The organism is Streptomyces sp. NPDC015032 (genome assembly GCF_043080425.1).
In the GTDB taxonomy this organism is placed as follows: Bacteria; Actinomycetota; Actinomycetes; order Streptomycetales; family Streptomycetaceae; genus Streptomyces.
In genome coordinates this window covers 1-13,710 of record NZ_JBIBVN010000078.1, presented here as the reverse complement: position 1 = coordinate 13,710, position 13,710 = coordinate 1, and the positions used below count along the sequence as shown (strand labels likewise).

Here is a 13,710-nt window from a genome sequence, read left to right as displayed (position 1 = left end):
TGCTCGCCACCCGCCTCATCAGCCGTATCCGCGCCGAACTCGGCGCCGAAATCCCCATCCGGGCCGTCTTCGACACCCCCACCGTCGCCGAACTCGCCGGTTGTCTCGCGCCGGGCGCCGAAGCCGTAGGAGTCGAGGACCCGTTCGCCGTACTGCTGCCGATCAATACCGAGGGAGACCAGCCACCCCTGTGGTTCATCCACCCTGCGGGGGGAGTGTGCTGGTCGTACCTGGGCTTCGCCAAGCACCTCCGGGACCGGCCCATCTACGGGATACAGGCCCGGGGTTACGACGGGACCACGCCGCGGCCCGAATCGGTCGAAGAGATGGTGGCCGATTACGCCGCGCAGATATGGGCGATCCAGCCCGCCGGGCCGTACTGCCTCCTCGGCTGGTCCTACGGCGGAACGATCGCGCACGCACTCGCGGCGGAACTTCAGGGACAGGGGCACGAGATCGCCCTGCTGGCCTTGCTGGATGCCGCTCCCAGCGGATATTTTGCACGGCAGGAGGAAATCCGCGCGGACGATGTGCGCCCCCTCCTGCTGGAGCAGAACGGATACCCGGCCGCCGCGACCGAGGACAAACTGCTCCTGGAAATAGCTGCGGTGACGATCAGTCACAATCTGGCGATCTTGAAGAAATTTAATACGCCCGTCTATCATGGCGATGCACTGTTCTTCAAGGCCACGATGTCGGATGAATCCTTTGCCGAGCAATGGAGCCCGCATATCCGGGGGACCATCGAGCAGCACGGCATCCGCAGTACGCACAACGATATGAACATGCCCGAACCCATTGCCGAAATTTCTCAGATCCTCCAGCGCCGACTCAACGGCAATTGAGGAACCTTCACGGCCGGGAGGCTTTCCGTGGAACCTTGTGAACGTGAAATATACGACGTGGTCGGCATCGGTTTCGGGCCGTCCAACCTGTCGCTGGCCATTGCGCTGGAAGAACTGCGCAACCGCGCGGGAACTCCGCTGACCTCCGCCTTCTTCGAGCGTCAGCCCGCGCTGAGCTGGCACCGCGGCATGCTGCTGCCGTCCGCGAAGATGCAGGTGTCCTTCCTGAAGGACCTGGTCACCTTCCGCAACCCGACGTCCCGCTTCAGCTTTGTGTCGTATCTGCACCAGGCGGGCCGGCTGGCGCGGTTCGTCAACAACCAGGATTTCTTCCCCACCCGCCGGGAGTTCCACGACTACCTGGAATGGGCGGAGTCGAATCTCGCGGACCGCGTCACCTACAACTCCAAGGTGACGGCGGTCCGGCTGCCTCGGGCCGGCGGGCCGGGCGCCCGGCAGGGCGCGATCGACCAGCTGCGGATCGAAGTGCAGAACGGCGGCCCGGCAGGCGGTACCCGGCTGGTCGGCGCGCGCAACATCGTCATCTCGACGGGGCTGGTCCCGCGGATGCCCACCGGTATCAGCCAGGACGACCGTGTGTGGCACAGCTCCGAATTCCTGCAGAGGTTCCGCGAGTTCGACTGCGGTACCCTGGAGCGGGTGGCTGTCGTGGGCTCCGGGCAGAGTGCCGCAGAAATCGTCAAGTTCCTTTACGACGCGGTTCCGCACGCCCACATATCGGCGATCACGCCCTCGTACGGATATGCCATCGCGGACAACACGCCCTTCGCCAACCAGGTATTCGACCCGCACGCGGTGGACGACTACTACTACGGTTCCGAGCGGGCGAAGGGCACTATCTGGCGCTACCACAAGAACACGAACTACTCGGTGGTCGACGACGAAGTCATCAACGAGCTCCACCAGCGCGTGTACGACGACGAGGTGGCCGGACAAAAGCGCGTGGACTTCGTGAACCTGGCCCGGGTCGAGGGCGCCAAGAGGGTCGCCGACGACACCCGGGTGACGGTACACTCACTGGCCACCGAAGAGTCCTACGAAATGGACGTGGACGTTCTCATCTGCGCCACGGGCTATGACCCCATGCAGCCGTCCGATATCCTCGGCGAACTCGATGAGTTCTGTCTTCGCGACGACGCGGGGCGCTACCGCGTTGAGCGGGACTACCGCATCACCACAGCGCCCGAACTGCGGTGCGGAATTTATCTGCAGGGCTGCACCGAGCACACCCACGGTCTGTCGTCCTCGCTGCTGTCCAACATCGCCGTCCGCAGTGGTGAGATAGCGGACTCGATCGCGGCCATCTGACCGGTCCGTCTGACCGCTCCGCCCAGTACCGCGGACCGCCCGTACCTGCGCCGTCTCCCCCTTCTTTCCTTCTTTCCTTCCTTCCTTTCTTTCCCTTCCTTCCTTGAATGGAGCCCAGATGAGCACCAACCCGTTCGACGACGAAAACGGCCGCTTCCACGTCCTGGTGAACGACGAAGGCCAGCACTCGCTTTGGCCGTCGTTCGCCGAGGTTCCGGCCGGCTGGCGGGTAGCCCTGAGCGACACCGACCGCGGGCAGGCACTCACATATGTGGAGGAAAACTGGACCGATATGCGTCCGCAGAGCCTGCGCGACGCGATGGACGCCGACGCCGCGGCCGTCGCGGGCTGAGCGCGACGATCCGCAGAGACGGTTGGGAGAGTAGCTCATGCAACAGATTCCGCTGGTGTGTGTCCCCTTCGCCGGTGCCGGCGCCTCGTTCTTCCGCCCCTGGGGCACACTGGCCGGTGACGGCCTGAAGATTGTGCCGCTCCAGCCGCCCGGCCGGGAGTGGAAGCTCGACGAGGAGCCCTACCGGGACGCGGCACAGGCCGCCACCGGCCTGCTCCCCGAAGTCCTCGACGAAATCGGCGACTCGGGCCGGGTCACCCTCTTCGGCCACAGCCTCGGCGCGGTGCTGGCGTACGAGCTCGGCCACCGGCTGGCGGCCACGCCCGGCATCGAGGTCGTACGGCTGATCGTCAGCGGTTCACCGGGACCGTGGAGCGCGCGCCCGGACCGGGCCAGCGGGCTGGCGGACGACGATTTCCTGCGCCGGGTCGAGGAGTTCGCCGGATACAGCCACGAGGCGCTGGCCAACCCGGAGATGCGCGAGCTGGTGCTCCCGGTCCTGCGGGCGGACGTCGAGATGCACGAGAACTACCTCCCGGCCGACGACCGGCCGCTGCCGGCGCCGATCACCGCGGTCCGCGGCCGTACCGATGAGCTCGTCACCACCGAGCAGGCGGAGGAGTGGAGCAAGGCGACGAGCCGGGAGTTCACCCTGACCGAGGTGGACGGCGGCCATATGTACCTCGCCCAGAGCGCCGCGCCGCTGCTGCGGTTGATAGCCGACCATGTCACCCGCGGCTGAACCACCTCAGAGATCACCCCAACCGCCCCGGCAGCCACCGCAGGACCTGCCGCGCACGCCACCGCGGCAGGCCGACCACCACCGTCGACAGGGACAGGACAAAGGACAGCACATGCGTCTGGCCGGCAAGACCGCGATCATCACCGGTGCGGCCCGCGGCATCGGCCGGGCCTGTGCCATCGCCTTCGCCAGGGAGGGCGCCGACCTGGTGCTCGTCGACATCGGCGACGAGCTGCCGGGTGTGCCCTACCCGCTCGGTACGGCAAGCCAGTTGGCGCACACCGCAGAGCTGTGCCGCGAGCACGGCGCCGCCCTGACCACCCGGCACGCCGATGTGCGCGACCTCGCCGCGCTGTACGAGGTCGTCGACGAGGCCCGCGGCCGGTTCGGCCGTATTGACGTCCTGATGAACAACGCGGGGATCGCCGCGCCGTCCGGCAAGACGACGCACGAGATCTCCGAGGACGAGTGGCAGCTGATGATCGATGTCGATCTCTCCGGCGCCTGGCGGATGACCAAGGCGGCAGGCAAGCTGATGACCGCTCAGCGCTCCGGCAGCATCATCAACGTCGCGTCCACCGCCGGTCTGGTTGGCTACCGCCACTTCGCCGGTTACGTCGCGGCCAAGCACGGCATCGTCGGCCTGACGAAGGCGACCGCGCTCGACTACGCCCCGATGAAAGTCAGGGTCAACGCGCTGTGCCCGGGGTCGGTTCGCGACGACGACGCCGCCGAGGGCCGGATGCTGTCGGAGATCGCCAGATCGCTGGACGTACCGGTGAGCGAGCATGAGGAAACCTTCATCCAGGCGCAGCCGATGAACGCCCTGATCGAACCGGAGGACGTCGCCGCGGCCGCCGTATGGCTCGGCTCCGACGAATCCCGGCAGGTCACCGGATCCGTACTCACCGTCGACGGCGGATTCACCGCACGCTGACCCAAGAGATACCGCTGGTCCCGGGCGTGCCACGGGGCCGGACGTAGGGAGACAGAACGTGTCCGCGCCCCAGTCGCCATCGCCTTCCACCGCACCCTCCTCGCCACCGCCGGGGAACACACCACGGCAGGCCGGTCACGGCCGGGGCTACGACAGGGGCGGCGAAGCCCGGCACTGCCACGCCCTGTGCATCCGGCTCGACGGGACGCTCGTCGGGACCGCCGCGCACGGCATCGACGTGGTCGTTGCACCCCTCGACCGCGCAGCCGCAGCCGCTGCCCCGGCCGTGGACGCCGAGCTGCTCGTCCAGCGCCTTGCGAAGATCACCGGTAGTGCTACCGCCCGGCTGTGGGTGGAAGAGGTCCCGGCGCCCGCCGCCGACGCCTCGGCCAGCCGCCGCCGCGAAGCCGAACTGTCCCGGCCGGTCGACGCGGAGCACGGTCTGCGCGCCCTTCTGCTCCGTTATGCCGACGGCCCGGCCGACCTCGTCCTGGTGGCCCACCGCGCGGCGTACGGCCGAACGGTGTTGCGTGCGCTGGCGGATGCGCTGCTTGGCCGGCGCGCTCCGGAGCCGATACCCACCGCGCACGGCACTCCTCCTACGACCACGGACCGTACGGCCACGGATGCCGTGGCCGTACCGGCGGAGTTCACCGTGGTGCCCTCCTGGGGCCTCGGCGACCGCCCCGAAACAGGCGCTGCCCGCCCGGCCGTCCATCGCCTCCCCCTCCCCGAGGACACGGCGACCGACCCGGCCGGCTGGTTGGCCGCCCTGGCCGTGGTGCTGTCGCGTTACGACCCCGAGGAGCGGCCGGTCCTCGCGGCCCTCGGCGCCGACGGGGGTGAGGAATTCACGCTGCTGTCGCCGGAGTTGACGCCGGGCGCCATCCTCGGCGAGCTCACCTCCAGGCTCGCTGCCACACCCCTGGCGCCCGCCGCGCCGACCCCGCGCGTCACCGTCGGACTGATCTACGACCTGGACCCGAAGGCCGCAGCGGACACCCCGCCCCCGATCGGCGAGTACCGCCCCTGCCTGGCCCCGGTCCTCCCGCTGACGATCACGCTCGGCCGCGGACCGGACGGCGTACTGCGGCTGCGCTGCGACCACGCCCCGGCCACCATCGGCCGCGCGACCGTCACCCGCTTCGCCCGCCATCTCGCCCGGGCCCACCGCCAGATCACCGGCTCCCCGCAGCTGTCACCGGCCGACATCGAGCTGTTCGACGAGGCCGAACGCCGGCGGGTGCTGGCGCTGGGGCGGCCGGTGCGGTCCGGCGCGTCCGCCTCCGTACCCCGGCGCATCCAGGACGTCTTCGCCGACCGCGTCACCGAGCGACCCGGCGCCCCCGCGCTGTCCCACGAGGGCGTCCAGATCACCTACCAGGAGCTCGACCGGTGGTCCGACCGGCTCGCCCACGGCCTGCGCGCCTCCGGTGTCCAGGACGGCGACCGGATCGGCATCTGCGCCGAGCGCTCGGCGGAACTCGTCGCGGTCCTGCTCGCCGTGCTCAAGGCCGGGGCGGTCTACGTACCGATGGACCCGGCGTACCCGGCCGAACGTCTCACCTACACCGTCGAGGACGCGGCCCCCCGCCTGGTGATCACCACGCTCAGCGACTCTCCCACCCCCGCGGGCCTGCGCGCCGTCACCCCCGCAGAGCTGGCCGAACTCGGCGCGGACGCCCCGGCCGGCCCGCCCGCGAGCGCCGTCACCCCATCGGATGCGGCATACGTCATCTACACCTCGGGCTCCACCGGCCGCCCAAAGGGAGTGGTCGTCCCGCACGCCAACGTGATCGGTCTGCTCGACGCCACCCGCGCCCAATTCGAGCTGGACAGCACCGACGTCTGGACGTTCTTCCACTCCATCGCCTTCGACTTCTCCGTCTGGGAGATCTGGGGATGCCTGCTCACCGGCGGGAACCTGGTCGTCGTGCCGTACTGGGTCTCCCGCTCGCCGGAGCAGTTCCGCGACCTGCTGATCGCCCGGAACGTCACCGTGCTGAGCCAGACGCCCTCGGCATTCGCCCAGCTGCTGGAGTCCGACCGCCCGCAACCGGCACGGCTGCCGGTCCGGCTGGTCGTCTTCGGCGGTGAGCCGCTGGACACCCGCCGGCTGCTGCCGTGGTTCGACCGGTACCCGGAATCCCGATGCCGTCTGGTCAACATGTTCGGGATCACGGAGACCACCGTGCATGTCACGGCTGAGACCGTCACCCGCGGGATGGCCCTGGAGTCGTCCCGGTCGGTGGGCCGGGCACTGCCCGGCTGGTATCTGTACGTGCTGGACGCCGCCGGGCGCCCCGCGCCGCCCGGAGTGGCGGGCGAGATCCACGTCGGCGGCACCGGTGTGGCCCTGGGGTATCTGCGTCGCCCCGAACTGACCGGCCAGCGGTTCCTGCCCGATCCGTACGCTGCGGACGGGCGCATCTACCGCACCGGCGACCGGGGTCGGCTGCGGCCGGACGGCAGACTGGAGCACCTGGGCCGGATCGACAACCAGGTCAAGGTGCGCGGCTTCCGTATCGAACTCGACGAGATACGCACCGTGCTGACCGAGGCGCCCGGTGTGTCCGAAGCGGCTGTGGCCCTCCACCGGGAGGACCCGGCCGACGCGGCCACCGCCCGTATCGACGCCTATGTGGTCCTCGTGGACGGCCCCGCACCGGACGTCGCCGCTGGGATACGCTGGCACCTCGCCCGCCTCCTCCCGGACTACATGCTGCCGGCCACGATCACCACGCTGGCGGCGCTCCCGCTGACCCCCAACGGGAAAGTGGATCTCGCCGGCCTTCCCGCGCCTGCCGCCCCGGCCCCCGATGCGCCCGCGCCGGCCGCCCCGCGTGGCCTCGACGACCTCTCCGACGGCCTGCTCGCGGTCTGGCGCCAGGTGCTCGGCGCCCCGGTGGGTATGGACGACGACTGGTTCGAACTGGGCGGCAATTCCCTCTTCGCCGTCCGGATGGCCGCCGCGATGCGGGACCGGGGCCTGCCGTCACCGCACCCGCGTACCCTGTACCGCAACCCCACGGTCCGCGGCCTGGCCAACGCCCTGCGCGCAGAGCAGAGTTCGTGACCAGGTCCCCATAGGGGCAGGAGGGCCGCGGGGATGCTACGCGGCCGCGGCCTTGTCGTGATCCGGTACGGGGCCGTCGCCCGCCGTGGCCCGGCCCTGGCTCAGCGGCAGATCCCGGTCGGAGCGCAGCGGCCCCAGCGCGAGGATCAGCCCACACGGAGCCACCAGTCCCGTCATGATCCACATCGTGGGCCGGGGCCCCAGCACCTCGCCGAGCAGTGAGCCGAGGGGAATGGTGCTGTGGTTGAGCATCATCGCCGTCGCGACCACCCGGCCCAGCAGGCGCGGCGGACAGTACCGCTGCCGGAAACTGCCCACCACGACATTGCATGCCACGACCCCGGCCGAAACGGTGAACGCACCGACCCCGAAGAACAGCAGGCCCGTTCCGAGCGTGGTCAGCGGCAGGAGCAGGGCGAAGGGCCCGGTGAGCAGCAGCTGCAGCACCAGCAGCCCGCGGGCGGTACCGAAGCGGCGTCCCAGGGGGTTGGCGAGCACGGCACCGAGGCTGCCGGCCATGATGAGCCGGACGACCGTCGCGGAGCTCGCCCCGACCGTGCGGACCAGGAACACGATCTGCACGGCCTGGTATTCCATCAGCGCCATGTTGACCGCGGCCCCGTACATCACCAGCTGCCGCGGATACCGGTCGCGGGCGACGAACTTCAGGCCCTCGCCCACCTGTTGACGCAGCGTCGTGCGCTGCGCGGAAGGCGCGGGGCGCGGCTCGCGGCGCCGGATCATCGCCAGACATACCGTTGAGACGGCGAACGTCAGCGCATCGGCCAGCAGTCCGAGCACGGCCCCGAAGACCTGGGCGATCAGCCCGGCGGCGCCCCGGCCGACCACCTTGGTACCGGCCTCGCTGCCCTGGAGCTTCGCGTTCCTCTCCGGCAGGTCGCGGTCATCGAGTACGGCGGGCAGATACGCGTGGTACGCCGTATCGAAGAACACCGCCGAAACGCCGCACACCGCGGCCACCACCAGCAGGTGCGCGAAGGTGAGCGCCCCCAGCCACGCGGCGATGGGAACGCTGGCGTAGAGTGCGGCGGCGACGAGATTGCAGGCGATCATGAGGGGCCGCCTGCGGAGCCGGTCTACCCAGGCGCCGGCCGGCAGACCGACAACGAGCCACGGCAGCCAGACGGTTGCGGTGAGCAGACCGACGGCGAAGGCATCGGCCCGCAGTACCAGCACCGCGATCAGCGGCAGTGCCACCGTGGTTATGCTGTTGCCCGGCCCGCTGGCGGTCTCGCCGATCCACAGCAGCCGGAAATCCCGCTGCCGGAGCACCCCGAAGCGGCGGCGCCCGGTCGTGACGTCACTCGTCGTGTCCATGGCGGGGAAGCCTGGCAGGCTCCGGGGGGCGCCGCGGAACCGATTTTTGCCGGGATGGCGCAGGCCGGCGGCGGCCGGCACTGGGCAGGGCCGACCGCCGCCGGCCTGCGCGGCCCGGTGGTGTGGGGTGGGTTCAGAACCGTACGGGCAGCTGGACGAGGAGGCTCCCGCCTGGGTGCGGGCGGAACTTGAGGTCCTCGCGCGCCACGGCGAGGGACAGCGTCTTGTCACGCAGGAACAGCTGCTCGATGGCTATCTCGCCTTCGAGGCGGGCCAGGGCTGCGCCCAGGCAGTAGTGGGGGCCGTGGCCGAAGGCGACATGCGTCTCGGCGCGCCCGGGTTCGCGGGTGAGGTCGAACCGCTCGGGGTCGGCGAACGCCTCCGGGTCGTAGTTCGCGCCGAGCAGCGCGCCGGTAACGACGTCGCCCTCCTTGATCTGTACGCCGCGGAACTCCATGTCCTCGGCGGCGTACATCGGGGTGCTCAACGGCAGGACGTTGGCGACGCGCAGCAGTTCGTGGATGGCGCGCGGCATCAGCTCCGGCTCGGCGCGCAACCGGTCCAGCTGGTCGGGGTGTTCGAGCAGGGTGAGGGCCGAGTTGGCGATGAAGTGCGTGGTGGTGTGGTGCCCCGAATTGATCAGCAGCAGCACCATCGCGACCATTTCGGTCTCGGTGAGCCGGTCGCTGTCCGCGTCCCTGGCCTTGATCAGCTCGGTGATCACGTCGTCGGCGGGCCGGACCCGGCGCCGCTCGATCAGTTCCTTGATATACGCCACCATGCCCTGGACGCCGGCCGCGCGCCGGGCGGGGTCCTCGTTGGCCTGGTCGCGTATCCAGCCGAGCATCTGCGGCCGGTCCGCCTCGTCGACGCCGATGAGTTCGCAGATGATGGCGCCGGCCAGGGGAGCGGTGAAGTCCTCGATGAGGTCGGCCTCGGGCTTGTCGAGGAGGGGGGCGATGAGCTCCGCCATGATGTGTTCCAGGCGCGGCCGCAGGGTGCTGATCCGGCGGAGGGCGAAGGCGGGCGTGACGAGGTTCCGCAGCCGTGCGTGGTTCTTGCCGTCCATGAACACCATGCCGAGCAGGTAGTCCCGGTACTCCGGCGCCAGGCCGAACACGGCGATCATCTGGTCCACCATGCCCGGCCCCTCCAGGCTGGGCACATTGCGCTGGTCCACGACGAATCGCGGGTCGCGCAGCGCGGCCTTGACGTCCTCGTACCCCGTGATGATCCAGATCGGATTCCGGTACCCGGGAAAGGCGACCTGGACGAGGGGGCCCTGCTCCCGCAGGCTCGCGTACTCGGGGACCATGTCGCTCAGGGTCGCGGGGGCCATCAGGTCAACAGCTGACTCGGACATGAGAACTTCCTTAGTTTGAGCGGCCTTTGACCGCTGAACGCCCGGATTCCATAAACGGCGGGTGACGGCGTGCCGCAGACGGCGCGGCGGGCGCTGGGGATCCGGTCGTCCTGGGGAGGAAGCCTCTACCGTCCGGTGGAACCGGGTCCCGGTGTGTTGGAGTAAAAACGTAACGACCTGTCGGTCCGCCTGCAAGCAGATTGGGCGGGAGAGCGGTGAACGCCGGCCCCGTACACCGGAAATCCGGCAGCAGAAGCCCCCGCCTCGGCGGGGGTCCGAGGCGGGGGCGGTCCTGATCTACTTCACTGCGGCGCGGTTGAACGTGCTCTTCGCCCAGAGATATCCCAGCAGGGTGAGACCGACGCACCAAGCGATGGCGATCCAGGCGTTGTTGCCGATTTCGGTGCCCGTCAGCAGGCCCCGCATGGTCTCGGTAATGGGGGTGAAGGGCTGGTTGTCGGTGAACCAGCGCAGCCCCGCCGGCATGGTGGCCGGGCTGACGAAGGCGCTGCTGAGGAACGGCAGCAGGAACTGGATGATCAGCGAGGAGACATTTGCTCCGGCCGGGGTCTTGGCGACCAGACCGAGCGGGATCGAGATCCAGGAAATCATGAAGGCGAGCAGGGCCAGGACACCGATCAGCGCGATCCACTCGATGATTCCGGCGGTGGGCTGGAATCCCATGAGCAGCGCGACCACGAGGACGAAGGCCACGGTGGCGAATGTACGGATCAGGTTTCCGATGGCATGGCCGACCAGCACCGAGCCACGGGAGATCGCCATGGTGCGGAACCGGGTGATGATGCCTTCGGTCATATCGGAGTTGACGTTGAGGGCGGTCCATCCGGACCCGACCCCCGCGGTCATCATGATGATTCCCGGAATGAGATAGGTGAGGTAGTCACCGCTCGCACCGTTCGGTCCTTTGAGGCCGGACTCGATGGCGCCGCCGAACACGTAGTAGAACATCGCCAGCATGAAGACCGGTGTGACGATGGCGCCCATGAGGGAGAAGGGGTTGCGGAGCGTGTGCCGCATATCGCGCCGCACCATCGTCGACGAGTCGCGAAGGGCGTAAGAGAAAGTGCTCATCGCAGGCTGTCCTTCAGGGCGTCCGAGTTTCCGGTCAGGGCGAAGAAGACGTCATCGAGATTGGGCGTGTGCAGCGACAGCGCGTCGACCTCGATCGATTCGTCGTCGATGCGGTCGAGCAGGCCCCGCAGCGAACGGAAGCTTCCGTCGCTGGGGATCTGAAGGGTGAGCGCGTCGTCGTCGCGCGAGGTGTCCCCGAGGGAGCGGGCGGCGGATTCGAGACCGCGGGCATCGGCGAACTGCAGGCGGATGTGACCGCCGGGAATGAGGCGCTTGAGCTCTTCCGCGGTTCCTTCGGCGACCAGCTTGCCCTGGTTGAGAACCGCGATCCGGTCGGCGAGTTGATCGGCCTCTTCCAGGTACTGCGTCGTGAGGAAGATCGTGACGCCCTCGTCGGCGACGAGTTCGCGGATGATTTCCCACATCGTGCGGCGGCTGCGCGGGTCGAGGCCGGTGGTCGGCTCGTCGAGGAAGATGATGCGCGGGTTGCCGACCAGGGTCATCGCGAGGTCGAGTCGGCGCCGCATACCGCCGGAGTAGTTGTACGGGGTCTTGGCGGCCGCCTCGACCAGATCGAACCGCTGGAGCAGTTCGGTGGCCCGGCGCCGGCCCTCACTGCGGCTCAGGTGGTTCAAGTCCGCCATGAGCAGCAGGTTTTCCTCGCCGGTGAGCATGTTGTCCACTGCGGAGAACTGGCCGGTGACACCGATCACGCCACGTACCGAGGACGGGGTGCGGAAGAGATCGTGGCCCGCGACATGCGCCTCACCGCTGTCCGCGGGGATGAGCGTGGAGAGGATCTGAACCGTCGTGGTCTTACCCGCTCCATTGGGACCGAGTAAAGAGAAGATGGATCCCTCGGCGACGTTGATGTCGATTCCGTCCAGGACGACCTTTTCGCCGAACGACTTGCGCAACCCCGTGGCCTCGATTGCCGATCGGTTTCGCGTGCTAGTCATTTCTGTGCTCCTTTCATATTCCCTTGATTTCCCTTGGTGTTGATGAATCCGGGCGTGCGGGCACGCCGTGGCGCCGTGCGGTGAGAAGCGGGGGTTGTACGGCGGTGATGGTGCCGGCGACGGCCTTGCGGCCGATATCGCTGTGAGCGCGGATCCGTCCGGGGGTTACTCGGCGGATGTGCGGTGCGAACGGCGGATGATGATGTCGCCGCAGGAGTTGATGACGCCAATATAGCGCCGCAGTGGTGCCAACGCAACCCTGCCGTGGCGCCATGGGTGTCAGGCTGGTGTCATCTAGGTGGGGGCACCCCGCCTACCTACGGATTTACGGCGTACATTGGCTTTCGGGTGTGATGCCAGTGGCGCCACTCTGGCTCGGTGGTGTGCCACGGCGTGGCTCAGGGGTCTGGCGCAGCCGCCTCGCCCCGGCGGCTGCCCTGCCGTCCTGCCGCTGTCGGCAATTCGACCTGAATGCCGTCGGGAAGGGCATGGAGCGCACGCCGCGCAGCGCCCGCTGTCCTGGCGACGGGACATCAAAACCCGCTGCTGCGTGCTAACTTGAGGTCCGGGGCGCAATCCGCGAATTCCATCGTCGCCCGATCCGGGTGCGCACCGCATCCTTCTGCCAAGTGGCGCGTTGATTTTCTGCCCATCAATCTCACCCATGCATTTCACCTATGCGTGAATTCTGTCGAAAAAGGGGACCAGGGTGTCGCAGACGACAGATGATCGAGTCCTGAACCGCACCAGGACGGCGCGTCGACGCCACTATCTGATGTGCCGGCCTGCTCATTTCGATGTGACCTACTCGATCAACCCGTGGATGGACCCCGCGCAGCCGACGTCCGCGAACCGGGGCCTGTCCCAATGGAAATGGCTGCACGATCTCTTCGTGGACCTGGGGCATGACGTGGAACTGGTCGAGCCCATACCCGGCCTGCCCGACATGGTGTTCGCCGCCAATGGCGCGACCGTCGTGGACGGCAAGGCGCTCGTCGCGCGGTTCCGGCACCAGCAGCGCACAGACGAGTCCCCGGCGTACCTGGACTGGTTCCGCCGCCACGGCTACCCGGAGGTCCGCCAGGCCGAGCACACCAATGAGGGGGAGGGCGACTTCCTGTTCACGGGTACGGAGATCCTGGCGGGCAGCGGATTCCGCAGTGTGGTGCGGGCACACCAGGAGGCCCAGGAATTCTTCGGACGGCAGGTGGTGGGCCTGACACTCGTCGACCCGCGCTTCTACCACCTCGACACGGCGCTCGCCGTCCTCGACGACGGCGAAGTCATGTACTACCCGCGGGCGTTCTCCCCGGAGAGCCGTGAGGTACTTGCCGACCGGTTCCCCGACGCGATCCTGGCCGAAGAGGCCGATGCCGCCGTCTTCGGGCTGAACGCGCTCTCCGACGGTCTGCACGTCATCCTGCCGAAGCGGGCGGTACGCCTGGCCGACCGGCTGCGGGAGCGCGGTTACGAGCCCATCGGCGCCGATCTGTCCGAACTGCTCAAGGCCGGCGGCAGCGTGAAGTGTTGCACGCTGGAGCTGCGCGCGGCCCCCGAGGGCGAAGCCGGGCACTGACCTCCGCCCGGGGGGTGCCTCTATGTCGTTCGTCAATCCCGCGCTGTCGGTTTTGGGGGTGTGGGTCCCGTTCATGGGGCGAGGGTGACGGTGGGTGTTCG

Annotated in this window: 11 protein-coding genes; 7 read left to right on the top strand and 4 right to left on the bottom strand. The window is 68.7% G+C overall.

Annotated features, from left to right (window positions below; genetic code table 11):
* The 6 genes from ACF08M_RS40640 to ACF08M_RS40615 all read left to right on the top strand — a co-directional run.
* Nucleotides 1–845, top strand: an 845-nt coding sequence (locus tag ACF08M_RS40640; protein WP_392190344.1) for an alpha/beta fold hydrolase, incomplete at its 5' end; no start/stop codon positions are given.
* A 57-nt stretch (nucleotides 846–902) separates the two neighbouring features.
* A complete protein-coding gene (locus ACF08M_RS40635; protein ID WP_392190343.1) occupies nucleotides 903–2,174 on the top strand; it encodes a lysine N(6)-hydroxylase/L-ornithine N(5)-oxygenase family protein in 1,272 nt (423 codons plus the stop codon).
* Between the two features lie 118 nt (nucleotides 2,175–2,292).
* On the top strand, nucleotides 2,293–2,526 hold the full coding sequence (locus ACF08M_RS40630; RefSeq protein ID WP_392190342.1) for an MbtH family protein: 234 nt from the start codon (nucleotides 2,293–2,295) through the stop codon (nucleotides 2,524–2,526).
* Between the two features lie 37 nt (nucleotides 2,527–2,563).
* Entirely contained in the window at nucleotides 2,564–3,268 is a 705-nt protein-coding gene (locus ACF08M_RS40625; protein WP_392190341.1) for a thioesterase II family protein, read from the top strand.
* A 112-nt stretch (nucleotides 3,269–3,380) separates the two neighbouring features.
* Nucleotides 3,381–4,205, top strand: a complete 825-nt coding sequence (locus ACF08M_RS40620; protein WP_392190340.1) for an SDR family oxidoreductase — start codon at nucleotides 3,381–3,383, stop codon at nucleotides 4,203–4,205.
* Between the two features lie 58 nt (nucleotides 4,206–4,263).
* Entirely contained in the window at nucleotides 4,264–7,281 is a 3,018-nt protein-coding gene (locus ACF08M_RS40615; RefSeq protein WP_392190339.1) for an amino acid adenylation domain-containing protein, read from the top strand.
* A gap of 36 nt (nucleotides 7,282–7,317) precedes the next feature.
* Here the strand turns inward: ACF08M_RS40615 and ACF08M_RS40610 are convergent, their stop codons facing one another.
* The 4 genes from ACF08M_RS40610 to ACF08M_RS40595 all read right to left on the bottom strand — a co-directional run bounded on the left by ACF08M_RS40610 (nucleotide 7,318) and on the right by ACF08M_RS40595 (nucleotide 12,033).
* Nucleotides 7,318–8,619, bottom strand: coding sequence for an MFS transporter (locus tag ACF08M_RS40610; protein ID WP_392190338.1), 1,302 nt, complete (start codon nucleotides 8,617–8,619; stop codon nucleotides 7,318–7,320).
* 133 nt (nucleotides 8,620–8,752) lie between these two features.
* A complete protein-coding gene (locus ACF08M_RS40605; RefSeq protein WP_392190337.1) occupies nucleotides 8,753–9,982 on the bottom strand; it encodes a cytochrome P450 in 1,230 nt (409 codons plus the stop codon).
* A 297-nt stretch (nucleotides 9,983–10,279) separates the two neighbouring features.
* Entirely contained in the window at nucleotides 10,280–11,074 is a 795-nt protein-coding gene (locus ACF08M_RS40600) for an ABC transporter permease (protein ID WP_392190336.1), read from the bottom strand.
* Nucleotides 11,071–12,033, bottom strand: coding sequence for an ATP-binding cassette domain-containing protein (locus ACF08M_RS40595; RefSeq protein ID WP_392190335.1), 963 nt, complete (start codon nucleotides 12,031–12,033; stop codon nucleotides 11,071–11,073). The genes ACF08M_RS40600 and ACF08M_RS40595 overlap by 4 nt, the downstream gene beginning before the upstream one ends.
* Before the next feature lie 709 nt (nucleotides 12,034–12,742).
* On the opposite strand from ACF08M_RS40595, the gene ddaH reads away from it, so the two are divergent.
* Nucleotides 12,743–13,609 carry a dimethylargininase gene (gene ddaH, locus ACF08M_RS40590; RefSeq protein WP_392190334.1) on the top strand — a complete coding sequence of 289 codons (867 nt, stop codon included), beginning with the start codon at nucleotides 12,743–12,745 and terminating at the stop codon, nucleotides 13,607–13,609.
* Nucleotides 13,610–13,710 lie beyond the last annotated feature (101 nt).

Bases quoted from the DNA above. Each gene is read 5' to 3' on its own strand.
- ACF08M_RS40595 (WP_392190335.1), bottom strand. From the start codon at position 12,033: ATGACTAGCACGCGAAACCGATCGGCAATCGAGGCCACGGGGTTGCGC.
- ACF08M_RS40600 (WP_392190336.1), bottom strand. From the start codon at position 11,074: ATGAGCACTTTCTCTTACGCCCTTCGCGACTCGTCGACGATGGTGCGG.
- ACF08M_RS40630 (WP_392190342.1), top strand. From the start codon at position 2,293: ATGAGCACCAACCCGTTCGACGACGAAAACGGCCGCTTCCACGTCCTG.
- ACF08M_RS40605 (WP_392190337.1), bottom strand. From the start codon at position 9,982: ATGTCCGAGTCAGCTGTTGACCTGATGGCCCCCGCGACCCTGAGCGAC.
- ACF08M_RS40620 (WP_392190340.1), top strand. From the start codon at position 3,381: ATGCGTCTGGCCGGCAAGACCGCGATCATCACCGGTGCGGCCCGCGGC.
- ACF08M_RS40610 (WP_392190338.1), bottom strand. From the start codon at position 8,619: ATGGACACGACGAGTGACGTCACGACCGGGCGCCGCCGCTTCGGGGTG.
- ACF08M_RS40625 (WP_392190341.1), top strand. From the start codon at position 2,564: ATGCAACAGATTCCGCTGGTGTGTGTCCCCTTCGCCGGTGCCGGCGCC.